The organism is Pseudomonas sp. R1-18 (genome assembly GCF_051132095.1).
Classification (GTDB): Bacteria; Pseudomonadota; Gammaproteobacteria; order Pseudomonadales; family Pseudomonadaceae; genus Aquipseudomonas.
Map to the genome: position 1 here is coordinate 1437092 of NZ_CP071658.1, position 23929 is coordinate 1461020.

The window sequence follows — 23929 nt, forward strand, 5'->3', positions numbered from 1 at the left end:
CCCGCGACGACCTGTTTCCAGGCAACGCACATGTAACGACTGTCCCGGCTCCTCCCGCGCAGCGGCAGCGATGCATTTTTCTGAAAAGCCGGCTGAACCCCCGCGACACGGCGGTTTCTGATTTTATTGCGTCAGGGGCAGTGAACGAGTAAAAGTCCCGCCGGAAGAATTCAACGTGTGATTGGGGGCCGTTCTGAAATACCTGACTCGAGAGGAACTTGAGGCCGAGGTCGCGTACCTGCGCGCGGCCCTCGACGACACCCGTGTCGATGCGCGGCGCTTGGGCATCTGCCCGGACGGTGGGCAGATGACCGCCTCGCGACACATGGTTGCGGAGCTGGAAGCCAGTCGTGAGGCGCTGCGCCAGAGCGAGGAGCGTTTCAGAACGATTCTGGAAACCATTGAAGCGGCGTTCGCTATCGTCCAGGTCAAATTCGATGCTGACGATCATCCGGTGGATTACCGTTTCGTCGAGGCCAACCCGGCGTTCGAGCGTCAGGCCGGTGTCAACCTGCGGGGCAAGTGGGTCACCGAGTTTGCGCCCAATCTGGAAAGTTTCTGGTTCGAAACCTACGGCCATGTCGCCAAGACAGGCGAGCCGGCCAGCTTTGAAAATTACGCCAATACGTTCGAGCGCTGGTTCGATGTGCGTGCGGTGCGCGTCGGTGACCCTGCCGAGCGCCAGATTGCGATTATCTTCAGCGATGTGACCGAGCGGCGAAATGCGCAGGAACGGCTGCGTGCCAGCGAGGCGGTTGCGCGGGAAAACATCGAGCGCGTGCAGCTGGCGCTGGCGGCGGGCGCGATCATCGGCACCTGGCACTGGGACGTGCCCACCGATCATTTCACGGTCGACCAGGCCTTCGCCCGCGCGTTCGGCCTGGACCCCGCGCTCGGGCTCGACGGCCTGGCCCTCGATCAGGTGACCGCCTCTGTCCATCCCGAAGACCGTGACGGCCTGAAGGCCGCGATCGACGAGGCGATCAGTCGTGGCGGAGCCTATGCGCACCAATACCGCGTCAAGCGCGCGGACGGTAAATACTATTGGCTGGAAGCGAACGGTCGCGTTGACCTTGCCGAAGACGGCACGCCGCTGAGCCTGCCCGGCGTGCTCATTGACGTTGAAGGACGCCGCGCCGTCGAGGCCGAGCGCGACCGCGCGACCGCTGCGTTGCGGGCACTCAATGACACCCTCGAACAGCGTGTTGCAATGCGCACCGCAGAGCTGATGCAGGCAGAGGAAAAGCTGCGCCAGTCACAAAAGATGGAGGCGGTCGGCCAGTTGACCGGCGGCCTTGCGCACGACTTCAACAACCTGCTGGCCGGTATCTCGGGCGCGCTTGAACTGATGAATACCAGAATCGCCCAAGGCCGCCTGCAGGAAGTCGACAAGTACATGGCGGCCGCCCAGGGTGCGGCCAAACGTGCCGCAGCGCTGACGCATCGGCTTCTGGCGTTCTCCCGTCGGCAGACGCTCGACCCGCGGCCCACCAACGTGAACCTGCTGATGGAAGGCATGACCGACCTGATCCAGCGCACTGTGGGCCCCAGCATCACGGTCGAGAGAATCGGCGCGCCCGGACTCTGGCCGGCGCTCGTCGACGCGAGCCAGCTTGAGAACGCGCTGCTCAATCTGTGCATCAACGCGCGCGATGCGATGCCGGACGGCGGACGGATCACCATCGAAACAGCCAATCGCGAGATGGATGCGGCAGCGGCGCGCACCCACGACATGCCTGAAGGTCAGTACCTGTCGCTGTCCGTCACCGACACCGGGACCGGCATGACGCCCGACGTGATTGCCAAGGCCTTCGATCCATTTTTCACCACCAAGCCGCTGGGGCATGGCACGGGTCTGGGCCTGTCTATGATCTACGGTTTTGCCCAGCAGTCCGGCGGTCAGGTGCGTATCTATTCGGAAGTCGGGCAGGGCACCACGATGTGCATTTACCTGCCGCGTTACATCGGCGACGAGATCAGGGATGAAGGGCACGCCGACAAAGCGCCGGCGCCGCTGGCCGAAGCGGGCGAGACGATTCTGATCGTGGACGACGAGCCGACCGTGCGCATGCTGCTGACGGACGTGCTCGGCGAACTGGGCTATACCCTGATCGAGGCCGCTGACAGCATCGCCGGGCTCAAAGTGCTGCGCTCGGACGTCCATATTGACCTGCTGATCACCGACGTCGGTCTGCCTGGCGGTATGAATGGCCGGCAAATGGCCGATGCCGGCCGCGAAGTCCGCCCGCACCTCAAGACACTGTTCATCACCGGATACGCGGAAAATGCCGCCGTCGGCAATGGCGACCTGGGGCCCGGCATGCAGGTCCTGACCAAACCTTTTGCGGTCGATACGCTCACTGCCCGCGTTCGTGACTTGATGGCGCCGTAGCAATACTGCCGCTTGCGGCAAACTGTGCAGACAAAAAAACGCCGCTCATTCGAGCGGCGTTTCTGTTCGGGCATCCCTGCACCAGGCATCAAGGCATTTCTGGCAGTTCATGCGGGCGCAGATCAAAGACCAGCACTTCCGCATCCGCGCCTTCGCTCAGCTGCAAGCGTTGTTCGTCGCGCACCCGCACGCCGTCGCCTTCGCCCAGACGTTCGCCGTTGAGCACTACGCTACCGCGCGCCACGTGAACATAGGCGTAGCGGTCGGCGGCCAGTTCCAGTGTGGCGGTTTCAGCCCCGTCGAACAGGCCCGCATAGACACGCGCATCCTGGCGCACGCTCAGCGAACCGTCGGCGCCGTCGGGCGAGATGATCAGCTGCAGCCGGCCGCGTTTTTGTTCGGCGCTGAAATGCTCCTGTTGATAGCGCGGTGTCGCGCCGCTGACGTCAGGCACGATCCATATCTGCAGAAAGTGCACCGGCTCGCTGGCTGAATGGTTGTACTCGCTGTGCGCCACGCCTCGACCGGCGCTCATCAACTGCACGTCGCCCGGGCGAATTACCGAGCCGGTGCCCAGCGTGTCTTTATGTTCCAGCGCGCCTTCGAGCACGTAGGAGAAAATCTCCATATCGCGATGCGGGTGCTGACCGAAGCCCTTGGCCGCCGCAACGCGGTCATCGTTGATTACCAGCAGGTCGGAAAAGCCCTGCTCACGTGGATTGCGGTAACCGGCGAAGGAAAAAGTGTGGAAGGATTTCAACCAGCCATGATCGGCTGCGCCGCGTTCGGAAGCTTTGCGAAGAGTCAGCATGATTCGTTCTCCATCAGGTTGTCGACGCTGCTCATTCAGGCATCGACTCGATGGACTCAGATTACTGTTTATCTGACATTGCAATAAGTAGGTGAAAACCGAATCACTGTCCCCTCAGGGTGGACAGTGATTGTCTCCCACTGACAGGTACACCGCGTGGATCATCTTGCTGACGGTTCCCGGCAGATCGCGGACAAGCGGATCACCGCCCGGTCACTCCCACGCCCTTCGGGCAGAAACACAAGCGGCTTTGCCAGCACCGGAGCTTCTGCCCGGAGGGCGTGGGAGTGACCGGGCGGTGATCTGGCGCGAAGCGGCAGTAAACCGGGCGACCTTGTTTTTTCAGGTCAGCGACTCTGCAGCCAGCTGAGGAAACCGTTTTTCTTGACCTGCGGTGGTCGCGCCAACAGCGCGGTATGGCTGCTCTTCTGACGCACCGCCTGCAATTTATGCAGTGCGCGGTCGACCTGATTGCATTGCTGCATGCAGGCGCGGGCGACTGACTTGTCGATGCGATAGATGATGCTGGAAGTCAGCGCGGTAAAGCACGCCTCGGATGGCGTATCGCCGATGATGCTCTGTTCGCCCATGACCTCACTCGGCCCCATGCGCCCGGCTTCGATGCGCCGCTCGCCGTCCGGCACCACGGCACTGACCACGCCTGTGGCAATCACGAACAGACAATCCGGCACCTCATTGAGATCAAGCACCACTTGCCCGGCCGCATACTGCTGCGCGGTCATGTTCTGCGCCAGCCGGTCGCGCTCCTCGGCACTCAGCGAGCGGAACACCTTCACTTCTTCGAGCAACGCGCGAGCACGGGAAGTCGGTTCGCCGCCGCCGTCCTGCTGGCGAACGATGCCCGCCGCTTCCAGATGCCGATGCGCCAGATCGAACAGCTGATTGCGGACTTCGCCTTTTTTGCCAAGCTCGGTGATGAACCCGCTGGCAACATATTCGGAGGTCGTTTCCCCGGCCTCCTTGAGGATGGCCTTGGGCGGCGGGTTGAGCAGCAGGCTGCTGCTGCCTTGCAGCGTCCGGTCGAGCGCGTCCAGGACCCGGCGCGGACGGATATGGTTGGGCACATGAATGCTGATCGACACGCCGTGCATGTTGACCGGGCGACTGAGGTTGACGATCTTGGCCTTGGCCGCCACCGAGTTTGGCACCACGGCAGTGGTCCCTGCGCTAGTCAACAGGTGCGTCGCGCGCCAGTCGATGTCCGTCACCTTGCCTTCGACGCCATCGATCGAAACCCAGTCGTCCACCTGATACGGCTTGGTGGTGTTGAGCACGATCCCGGAGAACACATCGCTCAAGGTGCTCTGCAGCGCCAGACCGACGATGATCGCCACCGCACCGGAAGTCGCCAGCAGCCCTTTGACCGGCAGTTCCAGTACATAACCGGCCGCCGCAACCACCGCGATCAGGAACACCAGCGCGCCGATCACATCCTGCAGCAGCCGCCCGCTGTGACCGATACGGTGCATCAGGGCCAGGCCGATCAGAACGGTCAGCACCCGTGCGGCGTAGATCCACCAGAGGATTGCCAGTGCCGTCGCGCTCAATTGCATCACGCTGTCATCCGGCCAGCTGGGCGCCAACAGCGGGCTGATGCCAGCGTTGATGATCAGAGAGCTGAAGGCCAGGAACAGCGCCAGGCGTGTCGCAACCTTGAGCACTCGATGCTGGAACGCCGCAATGTGCCAGATCAGCACGTCGGCCAGCAGAAACAGTGCGCTCCACAGCAGGGGATGGCTCAACAGAAAGGTCATGGCAGGCTCCGGATCCGAAAATGCAAGAACCTGCCGGAGCAGGTTCTTGGGGTTGGGTTGACCTTAGTTGAGGTGAGCCTTGAGTTCGCCGGCGGCCTGACGCATTGCGGCGCGGACCTCAGGAACCTGGTTCAGCGGGTTGAGCAGACCATAATCATGGATCATCCCGTTGTAGCGCACCGCAGTCACTGGCACGCCGGCGGCATCCAGCTTGCGGGCATACGCCTCGCCTTCGTCGCGCAGCACGTCGAACTCGGCGGTCTGCACCAGCGCCGCAGGCAAGCCGCGCAACTGCTCGGTCGTGGCGCGCAGTGGCGATGCGTGAATCTGCGCCCGCTGTCCGGCGTCGGTGGTGTAGTTGTCCCAGAACCACTTCATCATGTTGCGGGTCAGGAAGTGGCCCTCGGCGAATTGCTGATAGGAACCATCGTCGAAGCTTGCGTCGGTCACCGGCCACAGCAGCAACTGGAAGCGCAGCGCCGGGGCTTTCTGCTCCTTGGCCATCAGCGCGACCACTGCCGCCATGTTGCCACCTACGCTGTTGCCCGCTACCGCCAAGCGACTGCCGTCGACACCGATCTGCTTGCCGTTCTCCGCGACCCAGCGGGTTGCCGCGTAAGCCTGGTTGATGGCGGTCGGGTATTGGGCTTCCGGCGACGGCGTGTAATCGACATATACCGCAACCGCGCCGGAGCCGACCACCAGGTCGCGAATCAGACGCTGGTGAGTCGGGAAGTCGCCCAGTACCCAGCCGCCACCGTGGAAGAACATGAACACAGGCAGATCACCCTTGACCTTGGCCGGACGCACGATTTTCAGGGCTACCTTCTGGCCACCGACATCAATCGAGCGCTCGCTGATTTCAACACCGGACAGATCAACCTTGACCGAAGCCTGTGCGCCGGTCAGCACGGCACGCGCATCCTTGGGGCTCAGCTGCTCAAGCGGCTTGCCACCACCGGCGGCCAGGGCTTCGAGGAATGCCTGGGTGTTGTGCTCGACGCCAGGGCTGCCAGCCGCGAAAGCGCTGTTGACGGAGAGGGCGAGCAGGCTGGCGGTCAGGGCTTTCTGAAAAGTGTTCATGCGATAAATCCTTTTTGATGAGTACAGCGTCAGGGGTGGTGTGCATTCCGGGCTTCAGGCCTCAGCTGCACCGTGGACACAGATTAATAGGGTGTTGGAAAGCGAAAAAGCAGGTATAAAGCGTTTAACTGTCAACCAGGTTGCGACAATGAACCCTTTTGAAGATATGCGCATTTTTTGCCAGGTCATGGAATCGGGCAGTTTCACGGCGGCCTCGGACAAGCTGGGCTTGTCCAAACAGTTCGTCAGCCGACGCCTGATGCAGCTCGAAGAGCGTCTGGGCGTGCGCTTGCTTAACCGCTCGACCCGGCGCCTGGATGTGACCCCGCTGGGCCAGAGCTATTACGAGTCGGCGCTGCGCTTGCTGAACGAAGTCGAACAGGTTGAACAGGGCATCACCGGCCAGAACAGCGAGCCGCGCGGAACGATTCGCCTCAGCGCGCCGCTGTCGTTCGCGGTGGCGCATCTGGGGTGTCTGCTGCCGCTGTTCCTGCAGCGGTATCAGGACGTGACGGTGGAAGTCGACCTGAGCGACCGGCCGGTGGACTTGCTCAGCGAGGGTTACGATCTGGTACTGCGCATCGGCGTGCTGGAAGATTCCAGCCTGATCGCACGACGCATCGCAACCATCGACCGAGTGTACTGCGCCAGCCCTGGCTACCTCGCCGAGCGCGGCACGCCGGGCAAGCCGGAAGATCTGCACAGCCACGACTGCCTGCCGTATGGCCACGGTCGCCAGGTGCAGTGGCGCTTTCAGGGCAGCGGCAAGCCAGTCAGCCTCAGCGTCAGCGGGCGCATGCGGGTCAACAACGGTGAATTGCTGCGCGACGCCGCCGTGGCCGGGCTCGGCATCACCTACTTGCCGACATTCATCGTCGGCGGCGCGCTGCGAGACGGCCGGCTGGTGAGGGTATTGGACGACCTGCGCCCCGAGCCATTGACCTTGTCGGCGGTCTATCCCCAGCATCGCCAGGGCTCGCGGCCGGTGCAGGCGTTCATCGAGTTCTTGCGCGAACGGCTGAGCCCGGACGTCGATCTGGACGACCGCCAAGGCTGACCGGTACATGCGCGGCTGGCTCATCGACCGGCGCGCATGATGTCGAACGGGTATTCGACCACGATGTACAACCGGTCGATGTCGTTGTTGCCCTGGGCCGCATTGCCGCGATGGCTTACGTGGGAAAGGTTCAGGCTCAGGTCTTTGGCCGGGCCGGAGGGCACGGTGTAGGCCAGGGTGACGTCACGTTCCCAGTGCCGGCCGCCTTTGTCCTGACTGGGGACGTAGCGCTGCAGCGATTCATCGAAAGGGTCGTACCCGCCGCCCGCCGGCGCGCGGCTGCCATCGATGCCGCTGCCGCGCACGTAGCGGGTCATGAAGGTGAAGCCGGGCAGCACCTGCGTCAGGTCCAGGTCGTAGCGCAGCTGCCAGGATTGTTCGTTGGCCCCGTTGAAGTCGCTGTATTTGATCGAATTGGCCAGATAGATCGAATCGCCGCCGACGAAATCGAACGGCGTATCGCCATGAATCTTCTGATAGCCCAGGCTGAACGTCTGAGGGCCAGTCTTCAGGCGGCTCATCAGGCTCGATGCAGTGGTGGCGATTGCACCGGCCTGCGCGCTGCCGGTATCCAGCGTACGGTACAGGTTGGCGTCCCAGAACAGGTTCGTGTCCGCAGCCAGATCCTGGCGCAGGTTCAGGTTGCCGTAGTACTGGCGCCAGGTATCGCTCAGCTGCGAGGTATACAACGCGCCGCCGACCGGCCCGTTGCCGGGGGTCTCTACGCCCGCCAGGCTGATGCTGCGACCCTCGGTGGTCGCGCCGTAGCCTTCGAAATCGTCATGGGCGGAGCTGTGGTCCTGGTTTTTGAACGCCGTGAAATGCCCGGCCATCCATTTGACGCCCGGCATGGCCTGGCTTTCCAGCAGCAGGCCGGTGGCGTACTCAGGTTGCAGGCGTTTGTCGGCGGTATCGAAGACTGGCGTCTCGACCTCCATCTCACCGACCTTCAGCACGCTGTCGGCGGCCCGCACTTTGAGCGCCGCGCCCGCGCTGGAATATTCAGGCTCAGTCCGCCCGTTGCTGTCCAGCGGCAACAGGCCGGTGCCGGACGTGCCGCGGCCGCTGTCCAGACGAATGCCAAGGAAGCCGTGAGCATCCACCCCCACGCCAAGCGTGCCGGGGGTAAAACCGGAACTGAAGTGCCCGATAAAGCCCTGGGCCCATTCCTGCTGGTAGTTCTTGTCGCGCACGTCGTCGTGCCGGTAATCGTTGTGCAGAAAGTAATTGCGCGACAGAACGTCGGCGGTCGAGTCGCGCCACAGCGATTCATCGGCGCGGGCGACCGGGGCCACGACAGACAACAGTGAAAACGGAATCAAGGGCAACCACGGAAAAAGGCGCATGAATCGGACCGCAAGCTAAACCCTGACTATGGGACTGCCGGGCCTGCGTGGCTTGTAGGATTGTGCTGTGACGAATTTCGACGCGCGTATGATGAGCACTTTTCCCTTCAGAGGATGGGGTTCATGTCCGCCGCCAAAGCCGAAGTCATCATTACTTATTGCACCCAATGTCAGTGGCTGCTGCGCGCCGCCTGGCTGGCTCAGGAACTGCTGAACACCTTCGGCGATGATCTGGGCAAAGTTTCGCTGGAGCCTGGCACCGGCGGCGTGTTCCGGATCACCTGCGACGGCACGCAGATCTGGGAGCGCAAGGCCGACGGTGGCTTCCCGGAAGCCAAGGTCCTCAAACAGCGCGTCCGCGACCGCATCGACCCCCTGCGTGATCTGGGCCACAATGACAAACCCTCGACTCACTGACCGGCATCTGCTGCGCCGCCCGCTCCGCTCCCACAGAGCCGCATGTTTTTCGTGGGAGCGGACTTGTCCGCGAAGACGTACTCACAAGCGATACATCTGCTGCGCCTGCACTGGCCCTTCGCGGACAAGTCCGCTCCTGCCGGAAGCACTTTGCTTCCAGTTGGAGCAGACCGGGGCGGACGATGTCATCACCGCGCCATCAACGTGTCACATTGAATTAACCGGCGTATCGCATTCTCTTCAAAACCCTGCCGGAGGTTGTGCCATGACCAGCGCTCAGCATGCCAAACCCAGCCGTAAGCAACGTGTGCGGACTTTGTGGATCTCTGATGTGCATCTGGGCACCCGGGATTGTCAGGCCGAGCACTTGTCGGCCTTTCTGAAAGGCTATCAGGCGGACAAGGTTTATCTGGTGGGCGACATCATTGATGGCTGGAAGATGCGCAGCGGCGCTTACTGGCCGCAGGCGCACACCAATGTGATCCGTCGTCTGCTGACCATGAGCAAGCGCGGCACCGAGGTGACCTACATCACCGGCAACCATGACGAATTTCTGCGGCGTTACTCGAAGCTGATTCTGGGCAATATCCAGTTGGTGGACGAAGCCGTGCACCTGACGGTCGATGGCCGTCGCCTGCTGGTGATCCATGGCGACCAGTTCGACGTCATTACCCGCTACCATCGCTGGCTCGCGTTTCTGGGGGACTCGGCCTACGAATTCACTCTGACCCTCAACCGCTGGCTCAACCACTGGCGCGCCAAGTACGACCTGGGCTACTGGTCGCTGTCGGCGTACCTCAAGCACAAGGTCAAGACTGCGGTGAGCTTCATCAGCGACTTCGAGCAGGCCATCGCCCACGAGTGCGTCAATCGCGGGCTGGACGGCGTAGTCTGCGGGCACATTCATCACGCCGAGATCCGCGAGGTAGGCGGCGTCCAATACCTCAACTGCGGCGACTGGGTCGAATCCTGTACCGCATTGATCGAGCATCTGGACGGCACTATTGAGCTGTACCGTCTGGCCGATGCCCATCTCAAGACAGTTCCGGCTGCGACCGAGCCCGCGCCGGTCAGCGAACCGGTTGTCTGATCAGAACGGTATCCGGCCCAACAGCATGTCGCGGTACATCACGAAGTCGCCCAGCAGGCTGTAAAGCGGATGCTTGAAGGTCGCCGGGCGATTCTTTTCAAAAAAGAAATGCCCGACCCAGGCAAAGCCGTAGCCGGCCAGCGGCACCAGCCACAACAACCCCCAGCGACCGCTGCCCAGGGCGAACGCCAGCAGGAAAATCACCAGACTGGTGCCCACAAAATGCAGGCGTCGGCTGGTGCTGCTGCGGTGTTCGTTCAGGTAAAACGGGTAGAACTCGGCAAAGCGGGTGAAGCGTTTGACCTGTTCCATGACGGGATCCTCGCGTAGACCTTTTCCAGTCTAGCCAATCAATGCCGCCAGAACGCCGGCATGCACAGCACCAGAATGGTGATGATCTCCAGCCGCCCCAGCAACATGCCGCCGGACAGAATCCACTTGGCCGCGTCAGGCAGGGTCGAGAAATTGCCGGCAGGCCCGATGACCTCGCCCAGACCCGGTCCGACCCCTGAAACCGTACTGGCGGCACCGGTCAGCGCGGTCATCCAGTCCAGGCCCAGCAGCGACAGCATCAGCGCGATGATGCAGATGGTGATGGTGAAGAAGAACGAGAAGGTCAGGATCGAGCGCACGATTTCATCGTCCAGGCGATGGCCGTTGTAGCGCTGCTTGATCACTGCGCGCGGATGAATCAGCTGATTGAGGTTGGCCTTGAGCAGGATGTAGGCGACCTGAAAACGGAAGATCTTCACCCCACCGGCCGTGGAGCCGGAACAGCCGCCGATGAAGCCCAGATAGAAGAACAGCATCAGCGAGAAATTGCCCCAGAGGCTGTAGTCGCCGAGGGCAAAACCTGTAGTGGTGACCACCGAAGTGACGTTCAGCGCCACATGCAGCAGCGCCTCGCTCCAGGGCAGGTCGGTGGTGTTGGCGTACCAGATGGTCATCACGAGCCAGGTCACAAGCAGCAGGCCGATCAGGCCCTGAACCTGTTCGTCCTTGAGCAGCGCCATACGGTGTCCACGCATGGTCGCTACGTAAAGGGTGAACGGCAGGCTGCCCAGGATCATGACCACGATCGCCACCCAGTGCACGGCCGGCTGTTTCCACTTGGCCAGCGACAGGTCGGAGGTGGAAAAACCGCCAGTGGAGATCGCCGACATTGCATGGTTGATCGCATCGAACAGGCTCATGCCCGCCAGCCAGAACGCCAGGCTGCCCAGCGCGGTAAAGCCGACGTACGCGAGCACGATGAACTTTGCCACCATGTGCGAGCGGGGCATCACCTTTTCCGAGCGGTCCGAGGATTCGGTCTGGAACAGCCGCATGCCACCGATGCGCAGCAGCGGCAGAATCGCGACCGCCATGCCGATGAAACCGATGCCGCCCAGCCAGTGCAGCATCGATCGCCAGATCAGGATGCCCGGCGACATGCTGTCCAGATTGCTCAATACCGTCGAGCCGGTAGCGGTGATGCCCGACATACTCTCGAAAAACGAGTCGGTGTAGCTGATGTGCTGGGTCAACAGGAACGGCAGGGCGGCGAAAATACACACCACGATCCAGCTGGACACCGTCAGCATGTACATGTCGCGCGGCCGCAGGTGAACCTGGGCCGGCCGACCCGGCGCCAGCAGTGCCAGACCGGCGATGAACGTGATCGCGCTGGCCCAGAGGAACGAGCGCAGGTCTTCGAAGCGGTCGTAGATCACCAGCGTGACCATGGGCACGATCATGGCGACTGCCAGAGTGATCAGGAAGATGCCGATAATGAAACCGATGATGCGCAGGGTCGGCAACGCCATGAAATGCTCTGACTTTAGGAAGGAAAGTGCGCCATTTTACGCGTGGCCCCCGGCAAGTAAACCGCCAAGCGCGGCCAGTGTTGCCGACAGCAAGAGTAAGTAAATGCCCGGCCTGCTCGTTATTGGGTAGCGACAGGCTCTAGAATGCCCCAACATTTTTTCAAGGAGGTGGCCCATGGAGGCGCTCGACGTATTGCTCAATCGGGTATCGGTACCACGATTGGTCGACCCGGCACCGGATGCCGCGCAACGTGAAATCCTCTTCGGCGCAGCCCTGCGCTCACCGGATCACGGCCAGTTGCGGCCTTATCGGTTTCTGACCGTCGAAGGCACGGCCCGCGAGCGGATGGGGCAATTGCTGGTCAAGGCGCTGGAGCAGGACGGTGCCCAAGTGACGCCCCAGGCTCTGGACAAGGCTCGTCTGGGTCCGCTGCGCGCTCCGCTGGTCGTGGTGGTGGTCGCCAGATTGCAGGACCATTTCAAAGTGCCGCGCAAGGAACAACTGATCACCGCTGGCTGCGCGGCGCACGGCATATTGCTGGCGGCTTATGCGCTGGGTGTCGGCGCCGTCTGGCGCACCGGTGAACTGTGCTATTCGCCGGTCGTGGCCGAAGGCTTCGGGCTGGCGGCGAACGAAGAAGTCATCGGGTTTCTTTACCTGGGCACCCCGCAAAACCCGCCTCGCGAAGCGCCGAAAGTCAACGCCGGCGAGTGGGTTCAGGCGTGGCAGGGCTAGTGTAACGGGGCCGCTGTCGGGACTACCGGTTCCAGCGGCAGGTCCAGCACCGCGAGAAACCCTCCGTCCGGATGATTGCCCAGGCTCAGGCTGCCGCCGTGACGTTCGGCGGCGCGCCTGGCAATCGCCAGCCCCAGGCCGTGTCCCGGAGCGGTCTGGCCGGGCGCGCGGTAAAAAGGTTCGCCAAGCTGCGCCAGGTGTTCCGGCGCGACACCGGGGCCGTGGTCCCGGACGCTCAATTGCACATGGTCATTTACCCGCTGCGCCTGCACATCGATGGTCTGGCCCTCGGGATTGAAGCGCAGCGCGTTGCGCAGCAGGTTATCCACAGCCCGCTCGATCATGTCAGGCCAGCCATTCATCTGCAGGTCGTCCTCGACGCTGACGTGAATCGTCTGGCGGGATTCGTCGAGCTGGGTGTCGTTCTTCAGGCGGTACAACAGCTCTGTGAGTTGCACAGGCTCAGGGCTGCCGAAGTCCGCGTCCAGCCGCGCCAGCGCCAGAATCTCACTGATCAATGCTTCGAGACGGTCACATTCGCGGCTCAGGCGCGGCCAGAGTTTTTCCCGCTCCGGAGGCTCTGCGCGCTCGGCCAGGGCCAGCGCGATGCGCAGCCGGGCGAGAGGCGAGCGCAGTTCGTGGGAAACGTCGCGCAGCAGCTGACGCTGGCTGCCGATCAGGCTTTGCAGGCGCGACCCCATGCGGTTGAAGTCGGTGGCCAGCACGCCGAACTCGTCACGCCGGTTGGCCAACTGCGCCAGGCTGTGCTGTTGATAACTGGTTTGCCCCAGATCATGCACGGCACCACGCAAGCGACTGAGCGGACGGGTGATCGAGAGCGTCACCAGCAGGCTGAATAATGTCAGCACCACCAGCGCGATACCCAGTGCGCTCAACGGCCACAACAGGCTTTCGCGATGCCAGTCGTCCAGTTCCGGGTGCGGGATGCGGAAAATCAGCAGGTAGGTGTTGCCGCTGTGTTCGCTGGTGTATTCGGTGGTCAGACGACGCCATGGCAGCTGCCTGGGATCGCCGTCCCGTTGGCGTGCTTCGAATGCGGCGGCACGCGGCGGAAAGGTGCCGCGCACCACCGGCTCGCCGTTGTCGTTGAGCACCTGAACGTCGATGCGGTGGTGGCGCTTCACGTCCTGCAGAAAGTCTTGGGCACGTTCCTCACCCTGTTCTTCGTAGAGTCTGGACCACTCCTGCGGCAGCTCCTTGAGCACCGGATGCCGGCTGAGGATCCAGGTGTCCTGGTTGAGCATGTGACCAAGCAGGATCGACAGACCCGCGACCAGGGCTATCGCGAGCCAGAAACTTGCCAGAATTCGCCAGAACAGTGAGCGCACACGCGTTCCTCAATGGAGAAACCCGACATGCTGGGCATGCCGGGTTCGGGTGATGGATCGAACGACCGGGCGGTGATTATTGCGCCTTTTTGTCCTTCTCCGCTTTCCAGACCTTGAACTCGGCCCATTCGGCGCGACGTTCTTCCTGCTTTTTCTTCATGTCGTCGAACTGCTTCTGCTGTTCAGGCTTGAGCAGGCCGCGGATTTCGCTGTCGGTCTTGGCCTTTTTGGCAGCGATTTCGTCTTTCATGGCTTTCTGATCCGCCGCCGACAGCTTGGCCAGGTAGCGCTGAGTGATGTCGCGGCGTTCGTGCATCTGTTCGCCCATCAGCTTGCCGATCTGCTGGCGCTGTTCACGGGTCAGGTCCAGTTTTTCCAGCGGACCTTGGCCGCGGTGCATGCCCGGGCCACGATGATCGCGATCCATATGCATGCCGGGTGCGTCGAAGTCCGGGCCCGCGCCGCCGGCAGGTGCGGCCATGGCGACGGTAGGCAGGGCGGCTGCGAACATCAAAGCGATCAGGGTCTTGCGCATGGTGAATCTCCTTGTCTCTAGTCCGGCTCGTTTGCCGTTGGAGCCCAGTTTAGGGAGATCAAGGTCAAGCGCGGTCAGGGGAGGGTAAAGGCTTTGTAAATACAGACAGGGATTTGGGTTACGTCGCGAACCCCTGTGGGAGGGAGCTTGCTCGCGACTGCGCCAGACCGGGCACTGTCGAAGCGACTGAACCATTGCTGTCGCCAGCAAGCTGCCTCCCACAACAGCGCCATGGGCAGGCTTTGCTTCAGAGGCTGTAGAAATACCCACGGCTGCGCAGCGCGACGATGCGTGGCCGGCCGTCCGGGTGAGGGCCGATCTTTCTGCGCAGGTTGCTGACGTGCATGTCCAGGCTGCGGTCGTACAGCGTCAGCTTGCGGCCCAGCGCCAGTTGCGCCAGTTCCTGTTTGTCCAGCGGCTCGCCGGGCTGGCGCAGCAGGGCTTCGAGCAGACGGCTTTCGGAGACTGTCAGCGTCAGCTCCTTTTCATCGATACTCACCACGCCGCGCATCGGGCTGAAGGCCAGGTCGCCCAGTTCCAGTTGAGTCGCAGACGCCACGGGGTGGCTGCGGCGCAGAACGGCGCGCAACCGCGCGGTCAGTTCGCGGGGGTCGCAGGGTTTGGCCAGATAATCATCGGCGCCCAGTTCCAGACCCAGAATGCGGTCCAGCGGTTCGCCACGTGCCGACAGCATCACCACCGGCAGATCAGGATGTTCGCTACGCAGCTGCTTGAGCAATTCAAGACCGCTGCCATCGGGCAGCATCACATCCAGAACCACGGCCGCGGGTGCCATTTGCGCCAGGGCGCTGCGGGCGCTGTTGCCATCATGGCAGGCCCGTACCTGAAACCCTTCCTGGCTCAGCCAACTGACCAGCAGCTCGCACAGCTCCTGGTCGTCATCAATTAATAACAGCTCGCTCATGACTCACTCAATTTAGCCATTGCCGACGTTGCCTACGCCAACCGCTGGCAAATATACCGCACAACAGGGCGATCATCGCAACGCCGCCACCGGCGACGAACCATTGTTGCTGTTCCGTGAGCACGCGTTGTGGCGCAGCGGCCTGCGCTTCCTTGAGCTGCAGCTTGAGACGCTGGTTGTCCTGGCGCAAACGGGCGAGTTGAGCGCTTTCCCGTTCCGTATCGGCACTTTGCGCCTGGCGCAGCAATTCTTCGCGCTGGCGCTCACTCTCTTTCAGCCGCTGCTGGAGGTCGGCGATCTGGCTGGCCGGGCTGGGCAGATGCAGCGGCTGCACGCCGCCTGAACCATTCGTTTCTTCGGCATGGACCGTACCGCCCAATGCCAGCACCACTATCAACAGACATGACGAGCCTGAACGCATCTGAATTCCCTTGTACAGATTAGCGATTATTCAAATAGTGAGCAGGTTGTCGGCAGGCTGTTGAGAATGATTAGCGGAAGGACAGTGGCGGGGCATGACCCTGCGCCATAGGTGCAGGGCTACGAGACAAGGAGGGTTAAGGCAGGACGTGCTTGAACGGCTTGACCACGACATTGGCGTAGACGCCGGCCGCGACGAAGGGATCGGCCTCGGCCCAGCTTTTAGCCGCGCTCAGCGATTCGAACTCGGCAACGATCAGGCTGCCAGTGAAACCCGCGGGGCCCGGGTCGTTGCTGTCCACGGCTGGATTCGGGCCAGCCAGCACCAGGCGACCGGCATCCTTCAGAGCGTTGAGGCGCTCCAGATGGGCGGGACGAACGCTCAGGCGTTTTTCCAGAGAATTTTCGACGTCGGTGGCAACGATGGCGTAGAGCATGTCAGTCCTCGGTTTTTGTCGTGGAAGAGGGTGCGGGGTCATGCATATGTCGGGTCAGGTAGATGCCCTGGCCGACCAGAAACACCAGGGTCATGCCCAGGCTGCCGAATACCTTGAAGTCGACCCAGAAGTCCTGATAGGTAAAGGCCACGTACAGGTTGGCCGCGCCGCAGAACAGGAAAAACAGGATCCAGGCGATATTAAGACGGACCCAGATCGCCGGAGGCAGTGTCAGAGCATGGCCCATGACGCGCTGGATCAGCGGGCGGTCGCCGATGAAATGGCTGCCGGCGAAGGCCAGCGCGAATAGCCAGTTGACCACCGGAGCTTTCCACTTGAGAAACGTCTCGCTGTGAAACGCCAGGGTCAGGCTGCCGAATACTAGGCAGGCGACGAGGGTCAGCCACTGGCTTTTCTCCAGCTTGCGCTGTTTGACATACAGAATGCCGTAGACGACCACCGAGCTGATGATAAGCATTGCCGTCGCGCTGAAGATGCCGCCCAGCATATAGGTGTTGCCGAGGATATCGACGGCGCGAGGTTCGGTTTTATAGACAATGAAAAACAGGAGCAGCGGGATGAAGTCGATGAATTGTTTCACAATGGCAGCCAGAAGCAGGATGTGGCGGCATAATAACAAACATCAATGACCGCGAAAGCACCACTATGAATGTTGACCTGCATTGCCACAGCACCGCTTCCGATGGCGCGCTCGCGCCCGCCGCGCTGGTCGCCCGTGCTTATGAAAACGGCGTGCGCGTACTTTCCCTGACCGATCACGACACCCTCGAAGGCCTTGACGAGGCCCGTACCGCAGCGCATGCGCTGGGTATGCAGCTGGTCAACGGGGTCGAGTTGTCCTGCACCTGGGGCGGGGCGACCATCCATATTCTGGGTTACGCGTTCGACACCCAGGCCCCTGCGCTGACCGAAGCGATCGCCCGTTTGCATGAAGGACGCTGGCTGCGCGCCGAAGAGATCAGTCGCAAATTGGCGACCAAAGGTATGCCGGGCGCGCTCGAAGGTGCCCGCGCCATCCAGCAGGAACTGGGCGACAGCGGCAACGCGCCGGCCCGACCGCATTTTGCGGACTTTCTGGTGCGCTCCGGTTTCGTCAAGGACCGCGCCGAAGCGTTTCGCAAATGGCTGGGCGCCGGCAAGCTCGGCGACGTCAAGCAGCACTGGCCGACGCTTGAAGCCACGGTTGCCACATTGCGTGCATCAGGGGCATGGGTGAGCCTGGCGCATCCGTCACACTATGACTTCACGCGCAGCAAACGGCGTAAACTGGTCGCCGACTTTCTCCAGGCCGGTGGCCATGCCATCGAAGTGGTGAACGGCATGCAGCCAGCCGATCAGGTGGGTACCTTGTCTATCCTGGCGCGCGAGTTCGGCCTGCTGGTTACAGCCGGCAGCGACTTCCATGGCCCTGGCAACTGGTCGGAAATCGGTATATACCGCCCCGTGCCTGACGATTTGCCGCCTCTGTGGTGCAGATTCAAACATGAACAGCCTACTGCCGACGTCTGAACAGGAACGTACCGTGAGTCAATTTTTCCAGGTCCACCCGGAGAACCCGCAGCCGCGTCTGATTAAACAAGCGGCGGAAATCATCAAGGCCGGCGGGCTGGTGGTCTATCCCACTGATTCGTCCTACGCACTGGGCTGCCAGATCGGCGACAAGAGCGCCATCGAGCGCATCCGCCGCCTGCGTCAGCTGGACGACAAACACAATTTCACCCTGATGTGCTGCGATCTGTCTCAGCTCGGTCTGTTCGCCAAGGTCGACACCGGCGCTTTCCGCGCGCTCAAAGCGCATACGCCGGGGCCGTACACCTTCATCCTCAACGCCACTCGCGAAGTGCCGCGGCTGGTGCTGCATCCCAAGCGCCGGACCATCGGCCTGCGCGTGCCGAGCCATCCCATTGCCCAGGCATTGCTGGAACAGCTGGGCGAGCCATTGATGAGCGTCAGTCTGATCATGCCGGGCGACGAGGTGCCCTTGAGCGACCCCTACGAGATGCGGGAACTCCTCGAACATCAGGTCGACCTGATCATCGACGCCGGCATGGGCGGCATTTCCGCTTCAACGGTCATCAACCTGGCCGAAGGCGAGCCGCAGATCATCCGTGTCGGCTGCGGCGACCCGACGCCGTTCGGTGAACAAGCGTAATGACAGTCGTGGAAACCATGGACTCTCAGGCCGACGCTCAGCAAGAGCTGCCGTTTGCCGTCGTCTATGGACAGGCGGTCATGCAGATGCCGCTGGACCTGTACATTCCGCCGGACGCGCTGGAGGTGTTTCTCGAAGCCTTCGAGGGGCCGCTCGACCTGCTGCTGTACCTGATCCGCAAACAGAACATCGACATCCTCGACATCCCGGTGGCGGAAATCACTCGCCAGTACATGGGATACGTCGAGCTGATGAAGACCGTGCGCCTTGAGCTGGCCGCCGAATATCTGGTGATGGCCGCGATGCTGGCCGAGATCAAATCGCGCATGCTGCTGCCCCGTTCGACGGAAATCGAAGAGGAGGAGGGCGATCCACGCGCCGAGCTGATCCGTCGCTTGCAGGAATACGAGCGATTCAAGGCTGCGGCAGAAGGCATCGATGGTCTCAAGCGGGTCGGTCGTGACGTGCTGGTGCCCAGGCTCGATGCGCCGGAAGCACGGGCGCGCAAGCTGTTGCCGGACGTCAGCCTGGAAGAAGTGCTGATGTCCATGGCCGAGGTGTTGCGTCGCGGCGATATGTTCGAAAGCCATCAGGTCAGTCGCGAAGCGCTATCGACCCGCGAGCGCATGAGCGATGTTCTGGAGCGCCTCAAGGGCGGCGGTTTTGTGCCGTTCGCCGAGCTGTTCACGGCTGATGAAGGTCGCTTGGGCGTGGTGGTGACCTTCATGGCTGTCCTGGAACTGGTCAAGGAATCCTTGGTCGAGCTGGTCCAAAACGAGCCGTTCGCGGCGATTCATGTCCGGGCGCGAGCCGAGTAGAGCATTCATCGAATCATGAACCTGAACGAACCCCGCGATCTGGCCCCGCTGCTCGAAGCCTTTCTGCTTGCTTCCGGCAAGCCGCAAACTCTGGAGCGCCTGTACGAGCTGTTCGAAGAAGGCGAACGGCCGGGGCCGCAGGTGTTCAAGAAAGCGCTGGAAGTGCTGCGCAAATCCTGCGAGGGCCGGGCTTTCGAACTCAAGGAAGTCGCCTCTGGCTACCGGCTGCAGATTCGTGAACGCTATTCGCCGTGGGTCGGCCGTCTGTGGGAAGAGCGTCCGCAGCGTTATTCGCGGGCGATGCTCGAAACGCTGGCGCTGATCGCCTACCGCCAGCCGATTACCCGCGGCGAGATCGAGGATGTGCGCGGCGTCGCGGTCAACAGCCACATCGTCAAGACCCTGCTGGAGCGCGAATGGATCCGGGTCGTCGGCTACCGTGATGTGCCCGGTAAACCCGCGATGTTCGCCACCACCAAGGGTTTTCTCGACCACTTCAACCTGAAAAGCCTAGACGAACTGCCTCCGCTGGCCGAGCTGCGCGAGATGGAGACCGAGCCGGAACTGGATTTCGAAGACGCACCGGTGCCCGCGCACCTCCAGGCCCTGGCCGACGCCAGCCTGGATGAAGACGAAGAGCCCGAACCGCCCAAAGACGAAACCAGTTTCCGCAGTCTGCTGGTCGAACTGGATTCGATGGAGCAAGGTCTCAAGACCGACTTCGACGATTTGCTGCGGGTCGAGCCTGAAGCTGAAGACGAGGTTTGAGCGCGCGGTTGTAGGAGCGCGCTTGCCCGCGACGGCGCTGTTACGGCCGATGCGAATGTTGCGGCTGCTCCGGCCTCTCGCGGGCAAGCGCGCTCCTACAGTGATCGCAACCGCCGCAAGCTCATGATTGCGCGCCACAAAGAGAACTCCTACCCATGAGCTCCACCAAAAACCCCTGCATCAGCCTGTGCAAATTCGATGACGATATCTGTCTTGGCTGTGGCCGCAGCAAGCGGGAGATCAAGGCCTGGAAGAAACTCGACAAGGATGACAAGCGCTCGGTGCTGGCCGAATCGGCGCTGCGCCTGAAGCAGCTCAAGACCGCCGGTCGCAAAAAGAAGAAGTGATCCTGGCAATTTCAGCTAGCCTTGGATGCGCATCACGCCGCATGAGCGTATGATTCGCGACCCTTCGGCGATCAGCCTCGCCGGGGCTTTCAAGTATTTCGCCCTGCGGCGCTACGCGCGACGCATGGCAGCAGGTCTGGCCGGTTCTCGGCCCGCCCTGATTCGACACACCGGGAGGTGCCCAGATGAGTGAAAAAGACACGAAAGACAGCCAGGAAATCGGACCTGCAGGCGAAAAGCTGCAGAAGGTACTGGCACGCATCGGCGTCGGCTCGCGCCGTGACGTCGAAGCCTGGATCAGCCAGGGCCGCATCAAGGTCAATGGCAAGGACGCGACCCTCGGGCAACGCGTCGACATGCACGACGCCATCAGTGTCGATGGTCGCGTGATCAAGCGCGAAGAGGCGGCCGAAACGGTTCGCCGCGTCATCATGTACAACAAGCCGGACGGCGAGATCTGCACCCGTGACGACCCGGAAGGCCGTCCGACCGTGTTCGACCGCCTGCCGCGTCCGAAAGAAGGCCGCTGGATCAACATCGGCCGCCTGGACATCAACACCACTGGTCTGCTGATGTTCACCACTGACGGCGAACTGGCCAACCGGCTGATGCACCCGTCGTTCGAGATGGACCGCGAATACGCAGTGCGCGTACGTGGCGAAGTCGATGACGACATGCTGCTGCGCCTCAAGAACGGCGTGATCCTCGAAGACGGTCCGGCACGTTTCACCGACATTCAGCAGGCACCGGGCGGCGAAGGTTTCAACCACTGGTATCACTGCGTGGTGATGGAAGGTCGTAACCGCGAAGTACGCCGTCTGTGGGAATCCCAGGGGCTGGTGGTCAGCCGTCTGAAGCGCGTGCGTTACGGGCCGGTGTTCCTCAACTCCGACCTGCCGATGGGCCGCTGGCGCGAAATGAGTCAGCAGGAAGTCGACATCCTGTCCGCCGAAGTAGGCCTGACGCCTGTGGCCCAGCCACAGATGAACGCCAAGACCAAGGACAAGCTGGAGCGTTTGCAGCGTCAGTCTTCGCGCCCGCTGGGCAAAGGCGAGCGCGTGCGTACCGTGCGCCCGGCCGCGGATGCTCCGGCCCCCGCCAGTCGCACGCCGCGCCAGCCACAGGTGACCGGCAGTGATCGTGATCGTCCGCGCGGCGACTCGACCCAGCGTCCTTCGCCGCGCAAGGACTCCGGCAAGCCGGGTTCGCGCTCGCCGCGTCCTGCCGAAGGCGGCCGTGGCACGCCAGTGGCGGAGCGTCCGAGCGAGATGAACAAGCGTCCGGCCAAACCGTCGCCCAAGCGCGCCGGCATCAAACTGGTCGACGACGACGCGCCGTCGGGCAAGCGTCGCGGTCCTCCGGCGGGCTCCGGCCAGCGTCCGGGTTTCGGACGTCGCAAGCCGCAGTGATGGCTTGATTGAACGAAACGCCAGTCGAGAGACTGGCGTTTTCGTTTGTGTCGCAAGCGCGTCGGCCTCGCTTACAACTTCAGGCGAGGCACGGGTGTACAATGCGGCGCTTTTTTCGCGTTACCGCTTCGGGCTTTGCAGTTCTGAAGCGCAGCAGTTCGTTCCTGCATGGAGCGAGAATAATCAGGTGGCTATTTCCATGAGTGAACAAATCTCACCGTCGGGTGAGCTGAAACGCGGTCTGAAGAACCGGCACATCCAGCTGATCGCTCTGGGTGGCGCAATCGGCACCGGCCTGTTCCTGGGTTCGGCGGGCGTTCTCAAATCGGCCGGTCCATCGATGATTCTGGGCTATGCGATCTGCGGCTTCGTCGCCTTCATGATCATGCGCCAGCTCGGCGAAATGATCGTCGAGGAACCGGTCGCCGGTTCATTCAGCCATTTCGCGCACAATTACTGGGGCGGTTTCGCAGGTTTCCTGTCGGGCTGGAACTGCTGGCTGCTGTATATCCTTGTCGGCATGTCGGAACTGACGGCAGTCGGAAAATACGTGCATTACTGGCTGCCGGACATCCCGAGCTGGGCGTCGGCGGCTTTTTTCTTCGTGATGATCAACGCGATCAACCTGACCAACGTCAAAGTCTTCGGCGAGGCCGAGTTCTGGTTCGCGATCATCAAGGTGGTGGCCATCATTGGCATGATTGCCCTGGGCAGCTACATGCTGGTCAGTGGCAGCGGTGGGCCACAGGCTTCGGTAAGCAACCTCTGGGAACACGGCGGGTTCTTCCCCAATGGCGCAGGCGGGCTGGTCATGGCCCTGGCGATCATCATGTTCTCGTTCGGCGGTCTGGAAATGCTCGGCTTTACCGCAGCCGAAGCGGAGCATCCCAGGACCGTCATCCCCAAGGCCATCAATCAGGTCATCTATCGCATTCTGATTTTCTATATTGGTGCGCTGGTGGTCCTGCTATCGCTTACGCCATGGGACGCCTTGCTCGGCACGCTCAACGCTTCGGGCGACAGCTACAGCGGCAGCCCCTTTGTGCAGGTGTTTTCGATGCTCGGCAGCGACACGGCGGCGCATATCCTCAACTTCGTGGTGCTGACGGCCGCGCTGTCGGTCTATAACAGCGGAACCTACTGCAACAGCCGGATGCTGGTGGGCATGGCCGAGCAGGGCGATGCGCCCAAAGCGCTGGCGCAAGTGGACCGCCGCGGCGTGCCGGTCAAGGCTGTCTTCGTGTCGGCCGGCGTGACCCTGGTAGCGGTGCTGCTCAACTACTTCATGCCCAATCAGGCGCTGGAGTTGCTGATGTCGCTGGTGGTGGCGACCCTGGTCATCAACTGGGCGATGATCAGCTATTCGCACCTCAAGTTTCGCCAGCACCTGAACCGCACGCGTCAGGTCCCGACGTTCAAGGCGCTGTGGTATCCGTACGGCAACTACCTGTGCCTGGCGTTCGTGGTGTTCATCCTCGGCATCATGCTGATGATTCCGGGTATCCGGGTGTCGGTTTACGCGATTCCGGTCTGGCTGCTGGTGATGTGGGCGTGTTATCTGCTCAAGACCAGGCGTGGTTCAGCGCTGGCTGAACCCGGCAAGTGATGGGTGGGGCTTCGTCGGTGGCAGGAGCGCGTTTGCCCGATACGGGCTGCATCGCAGCCCCACATGGGAGGAATTCTCCATGCTGGTGATCTCCAACAACGTCCAGCTGCCGGACAACGAGATCGAGTTGACAGCCATCCGCGCCCAGGGCGCTGGAGGGCAGAACGTCAACAAGGTGTCCAGTGCGGTGCATCTGCGTTTCGACATCAACGCATCATCCCTGCCGCCGTTCTACAAGGAACGGCTGCTGGCCCTGCGCGACAGCCGGATTACCAGTGATGGCGTGATCGTGATCAAGGCTCAGCAATATCGCACCCAGGAGCAGAACCGCGCCGATGCGTTGCTGCGTCTGAGCGAGCTGATCGTCAACGCCGCCAAGGTCGAAAAAAAACGCCGCCCGACCAAACCCACGCTGGGCTCCAAAACCCGGCGGCTGGAATCCAAGAGCAAACGCGGCTCGATCAAGGCCGGGCGCGGGAAGGTGGATTTCTAACGCTGTACCTGCCGATACGTCGGTCCTCTGTGGGAGGCAACATATTCATCGCCCAAGCCTCAGTCTTCGCGGACAAGTCCGCTCCCACAGGATCGCGCCGCTCACAAGGCTTGCCCGAGATCCGTGGGAGGCAGCTT

General features: G+C 62.1%; 25 protein-coding genes. 13 read left to right on the forward strand and 12 right to left on the reverse strand.

Annotated elements, in window-relative coordinates; genetic code table 11:
* The first annotated feature begins 181 nt into the window (after nucleotides 1-181).
* Nucleotides 182-2392: an ATP-binding protein gene (locus tag J3P77_RS06705; RefSeq protein ID WP_434680537.1), complete on the forward strand. Its 2211-nt coding sequence runs from the start codon at nucleotides 182-184 to the stop codon at nucleotides 2390-2392.
* A gap of 88 nt (nucleotides 2393-2480) precedes the next feature.
* Here J3P77_RS06705 and J3P77_RS06710 read toward each other — a convergent pair whose 3' ends face one another.
* The 3 genes from J3P77_RS06710 to J3P77_RS06720 form a co-directional block, all read right to left on the reverse strand.
* Complete coding sequence (locus J3P77_RS06710; RefSeq protein ID WP_434680538.1) at nucleotides 2481-3203, reverse strand: pirin family protein; 723 nt, start codon at nucleotides 3201-3203, stop codon at nucleotides 2481-2483.
* 347 nt (nucleotides 3204-3550) lie between these two features.
* Nucleotides 3551-4978, reverse strand: coding sequence for a mechanosensitive ion channel domain-containing protein (locus tag J3P77_RS06715; protein ID WP_434680540.1), 1428 nt, complete (start codon nucleotides 4976-4978; stop codon nucleotides 3551-3553).
* A gap of 63 nt (nucleotides 4979-5041) precedes the next feature.
* Entirely contained in the window at nucleotides 5042-6061 is a 1020-nt protein-coding gene (locus tag J3P77_RS06720) for an alpha/beta hydrolase (RefSeq protein WP_434680543.1), read from the reverse strand.
* A gap of 148 nt (nucleotides 6062-6209) precedes the next feature.
* Between J3P77_RS06720 and J3P77_RS06725 the strand changes: the two genes are divergently transcribed.
* Nucleotides 6210-7118, forward strand: coding sequence for a LysR family transcriptional regulator (locus J3P77_RS06725; RefSeq protein WP_434680546.1), 909 nt, complete (start codon nucleotides 6210-6212; stop codon nucleotides 7116-7118).
* Nucleotides 7119-7138: 20 nt separating this feature from the next.
* On the opposite strand, the gene J3P77_RS06730 is transcribed toward J3P77_RS06725, so the two are convergent.
* Nucleotides 7139-8464, reverse strand: a complete 1326-nt coding sequence (locus J3P77_RS06730; RefSeq protein ID WP_434680548.1) for an OprD family porin — start codon at nucleotides 8462-8464, stop codon at nucleotides 7139-7141.
* A 123-nt stretch (nucleotides 8465-8587) separates the two neighbouring features.
* Between J3P77_RS06730 and J3P77_RS06735 the strand changes: the two genes are divergently transcribed.
* Entirely contained in the window at nucleotides 8588-8881 is a 294-nt protein-coding gene (locus J3P77_RS06735; protein ID WP_434680550.1) for a SelT/SelW/SelH family protein, read from the forward strand.
* 265 nt (nucleotides 8882-9146) lie between these two features.
* Nucleotides 9147-9971, forward strand: coding sequence for a UDP-2,3-diacylglucosamine diphosphatase (locus J3P77_RS06740; RefSeq protein ID WP_434680552.1), 825 nt, complete (start codon nucleotides 9147-9149; stop codon nucleotides 9969-9971).
* On the opposite strand, the gene J3P77_RS06745 is transcribed toward J3P77_RS06740, so the two are convergent.
* Nucleotides 9972-10283 carry an Mpo1-like protein gene (locus J3P77_RS06745; protein WP_434680554.1) on the reverse strand — a complete coding sequence of 104 codons (312 nt, stop codon included), beginning with the start codon at nucleotides 10281-10283 and terminating at the stop codon, nucleotides 9972-9974. It lies immediately after the preceding gene.
* Nucleotides 10284-10321: 38 nt separating this feature from the next.
* Nucleotides 10322-11776, reverse strand: coding sequence for a TrkH family potassium uptake protein (locus tag J3P77_RS06750; RefSeq protein WP_434680557.1), 1455 nt, complete (start codon nucleotides 11774-11776; stop codon nucleotides 10322-10324).
* 175 nt (nucleotides 11777-11951) lie between these two features.
* Here J3P77_RS06750 and J3P77_RS06755 point away from each other — a divergent pair, with 175 nt between their 5' ends.
* Complete coding sequence (locus J3P77_RS06755; RefSeq protein WP_434680560.1) at nucleotides 11952-12512, forward strand: nitroreductase family protein; 561 nt, start codon at nucleotides 11952-11954, stop codon at nucleotides 12510-12512.
* Here the strand turns inward: J3P77_RS06755 and J3P77_RS06760 are convergent.
* From J3P77_RS06760 to J3P77_RS06785, 6 genes are all read right to left on the reverse strand, one after another.
* Nucleotides 12509-13861 (reverse strand): ATP-binding protein, encoded by a 1353-nt coding sequence (locus J3P77_RS06760; protein WP_434680562.1) that lies wholly within the window; start codon nucleotides 13859-13861, stop codon nucleotides 12509-12511. The two genes, J3P77_RS06755 and J3P77_RS06760, sit on opposite strands and share 4 nt — an antisense overlap.
* A 76-nt stretch (nucleotides 13862-13937) precedes the next feature.
* On the reverse strand, nucleotides 13938-14396 hold the full coding sequence (locus J3P77_RS06765) for an LTXXQ domain-containing protein (protein WP_434680563.1): 459 nt from the start codon (nucleotides 14394-14396) through the stop codon (nucleotides 13938-13940).
* 247 nt (nucleotides 14397-14643) lie between these two features.
* A complete protein-coding gene (locus J3P77_RS06770; RefSeq protein WP_434680565.1) occupies nucleotides 14644-15321 on the reverse strand; it encodes a response regulator transcription factor in 678 nt (225 codons plus the stop codon).
* Between the two features lie 7 nt (nucleotides 15322-15328).
* Nucleotides 15329-15742: a translation initiation factor 2 gene (locus J3P77_RS06775; RefSeq protein WP_434680566.1), complete on the reverse strand. Its 414-nt coding sequence runs from the start codon at nucleotides 15740-15742 to the stop codon at nucleotides 15329-15331.
* A gap of 136 nt (nucleotides 15743-15878) precedes the next feature.
* Nucleotides 15879-16178 carry a YciI family protein gene (locus J3P77_RS06780; RefSeq protein WP_434680567.1) on the reverse strand — a complete coding sequence of 100 codons (300 nt, stop codon included), beginning with the start codon at nucleotides 16176-16178 and terminating at the stop codon, nucleotides 15879-15881.
* Between the two features lies 1 nt (nucleotide 16179).
* A complete protein-coding gene (locus J3P77_RS06785) occupies nucleotides 16180-16779 on the reverse strand; it encodes a septation protein A (protein ID WP_434680570.1) in 600 nt (199 codons plus the stop codon).
* A gap of 65 nt (nucleotides 16780-16844) precedes the next feature.
* Here J3P77_RS06785 and J3P77_RS06790 point away from each other — a divergent pair, with 65 nt between their 5' ends.
* From J3P77_RS06790 to arfB, 8 genes are all read left to right on the forward strand, one after another.
* A complete protein-coding gene (locus J3P77_RS06790; RefSeq protein WP_434680571.1) occupies nucleotides 16845-17708 on the forward strand; it encodes a PHP domain-containing protein in 864 nt (287 codons plus the stop codon).
* A 13-nt stretch (nucleotides 17709-17721) separates the two neighbouring features.
* Nucleotides 17722-18351, forward strand: coding sequence for an L-threonylcarbamoyladenylate synthase (locus tag J3P77_RS06795; protein ID WP_434680572.1), 630 nt, complete (start codon nucleotides 17722-17724; stop codon nucleotides 18349-18351).
* Nucleotides 18352-18470: 119 nt separating this feature from the next.
* Nucleotides 18471-19169, forward strand: a complete 699-nt coding sequence (locus tag J3P77_RS06800) for a segregation and condensation protein A (protein ID WP_434681914.1) — start codon at nucleotides 18471-18473, stop codon at nucleotides 19167-19169.
* A 15-nt stretch (nucleotides 19170-19184) separates the two neighbouring features.
* Nucleotides 19185-19937 carry an SMC-Scp complex subunit ScpB gene (scpB, locus tag J3P77_RS06805; RefSeq protein WP_434680574.1) on the forward strand — a complete coding sequence of 251 codons (753 nt, stop codon included), beginning with the start codon at nucleotides 19185-19187 and terminating at the stop codon, nucleotides 19935-19937.
* Nucleotides 19938-20092: 155 nt separating this feature from the next.
* Nucleotides 20093-20284 carry a DUF1289 domain-containing protein gene (locus J3P77_RS06810; protein ID WP_434680576.1) on the forward strand — a complete coding sequence of 64 codons (192 nt, stop codon included), beginning with the start codon at nucleotides 20093-20095 and terminating at the stop codon, nucleotides 20282-20284.
* A gap of 185 nt (nucleotides 20285-20469) precedes the next feature.
* On the forward strand, nucleotides 20470-21693 hold the full coding sequence (gene rluB, locus J3P77_RS06815) for a 23S rRNA pseudouridine(2605) synthase RluB (RefSeq protein ID WP_434680577.1): 1224 nt from the start codon (nucleotides 20470-20472) through the stop codon (nucleotides 21691-21693).
* Nucleotides 21694-21892: 199 nt separating this feature from the next.
* A complete protein-coding gene (locus tag J3P77_RS06820) occupies nucleotides 21893-23299 on the forward strand; it encodes an amino acid permease (RefSeq protein WP_434680578.1) in 1407 nt (468 codons plus the stop codon).
* Between the two features lie 79 nt (nucleotides 23300-23378).
* A complete protein-coding gene (arfB, locus tag J3P77_RS06825) occupies nucleotides 23379-23792 on the forward strand; it encodes an alternative ribosome rescue aminoacyl-tRNA hydrolase ArfB (RefSeq protein WP_434680579.1) in 414 nt (137 codons plus the stop codon).
* The last annotated feature ends 137 nt before the right edge of the window (nucleotides 23793-23929 follow it).

Excerpts from the sequence above, each read along its gene's own strand:
- J3P77_RS06720 (WP_434680543.1), bottom strand. The coding sequence starts at position 6,061 with ATGAACACTTTTCAGAAAGCCCTGACCGCCAGCCTGCTCGCCCTCTCC.
- J3P77_RS06750 (WP_434680557.1), bottom strand. The coding sequence starts at position 11,776 with ATGGCGTTGCCGACCCTGCGCATCATCGGTTTCATTATCGGCATCTTC.
- scpB (WP_434680574.1), top strand. The coding sequence starts at position 19,185 with ATGAACCTGAACGAACCCCGCGATCTGGCCCCGCTGCTCGAAGCCTTT.
- rluB (WP_434680577.1), top strand. The coding sequence starts at position 20,470 with ATGAGTGAAAAAGACACGAAAGACAGCCAGGAAATCGGACCTGCAGGC.
- J3P77_RS06770 (WP_434680565.1), bottom strand. The coding sequence starts at position 15,321 with ATGAGCGAGCTGTTATTAATTGATGACGACCAGGAGCTGTGCGAGCTG.
- J3P77_RS06780 (WP_434680567.1), bottom strand. The coding sequence starts at position 16,178 with ATGCTCTACGCCATCGTTGCCACCGACGTCGAAAATTCTCTGGAAAAA.
- J3P77_RS06710 (WP_434680538.1), bottom strand. The coding sequence starts at position 3,203 with ATGCTGACTCTTCGCAAAGCTTCCGAACGCGGCGCAGCCGATCATGGC.
- J3P77_RS06715 (WP_434680540.1), bottom strand. The coding sequence starts at position 4,978 with ATGACCTTTCTGTTGAGCCATCCCCTGCTGTGGAGCGCACTGTTTCTG.
- J3P77_RS06810 (WP_434680576.1), top strand. The coding sequence starts at position 20,093 with ATGAGCTCCACCAAAAACCCCTGCATCAGCCTGTGCAAATTCGATGAC.
- J3P77_RS06765 (WP_434680563.1), bottom strand. The coding sequence starts at position 14,396 with ATGCGCAAGACCCTGATCGCTTTGATGTTCGCAGCCGCCCTGCCTACC.
- arfB (WP_434680579.1), top strand. The coding sequence starts at position 23,379 with ATGCTGGTGATCTCCAACAACGTCCAGCTGCCGGACAACGAGATCGAG.
- J3P77_RS06775 (WP_434680566.1), bottom strand. The coding sequence starts at position 15,742 with ATGCGTTCAGGCTCGTCATGTCTGTTGATAGTGGTGCTGGCATTGGGC.
- J3P77_RS06820 (WP_434680578.1), top strand. The coding sequence starts at position 21,893 with ATGAGTGAACAAATCTCACCGTCGGGTGAGCTGAAACGCGGTCTGAAG.
- J3P77_RS06740 (WP_434680552.1), top strand. The coding sequence starts at position 9,147 with ATGACCAGCGCTCAGCATGCCAAACCCAGCCGTAAGCAACGTGTGCGG.
- J3P77_RS06735 (WP_434680550.1), top strand. The coding sequence starts at position 8,588 with ATGTCCGCCGCCAAAGCCGAAGTCATCATTACTTATTGCACCCAATGT.
- J3P77_RS06725 (WP_434680546.1), top strand. The coding sequence starts at position 6,210 with ATGAACCCTTTTGAAGATATGCGCATTTTTTGCCAGGTCATGGAATCG.
- J3P77_RS06755 (WP_434680560.1), top strand. The coding sequence starts at position 11,952 with ATGGAGGCGCTCGACGTATTGCTCAATCGGGTATCGGTACCACGATTG.
- J3P77_RS06730 (WP_434680548.1), bottom strand. The coding sequence starts at position 8,464 with ATGCGCCTTTTTCCGTGGTTGCCCTTGATTCCGTTTTCACTGTTGTCT.
- J3P77_RS06745 (WP_434680554.1), bottom strand. The coding sequence starts at position 10,283 with ATGGAACAGGTCAAACGCTTCACCCGCTTTGCCGAGTTCTACCCGTTT.
- J3P77_RS06790 (WP_434680571.1), top strand. The coding sequence starts at position 16,845 with ATGAATGTTGACCTGCATTGCCACAGCACCGCTTCCGATGGCGCGCTC.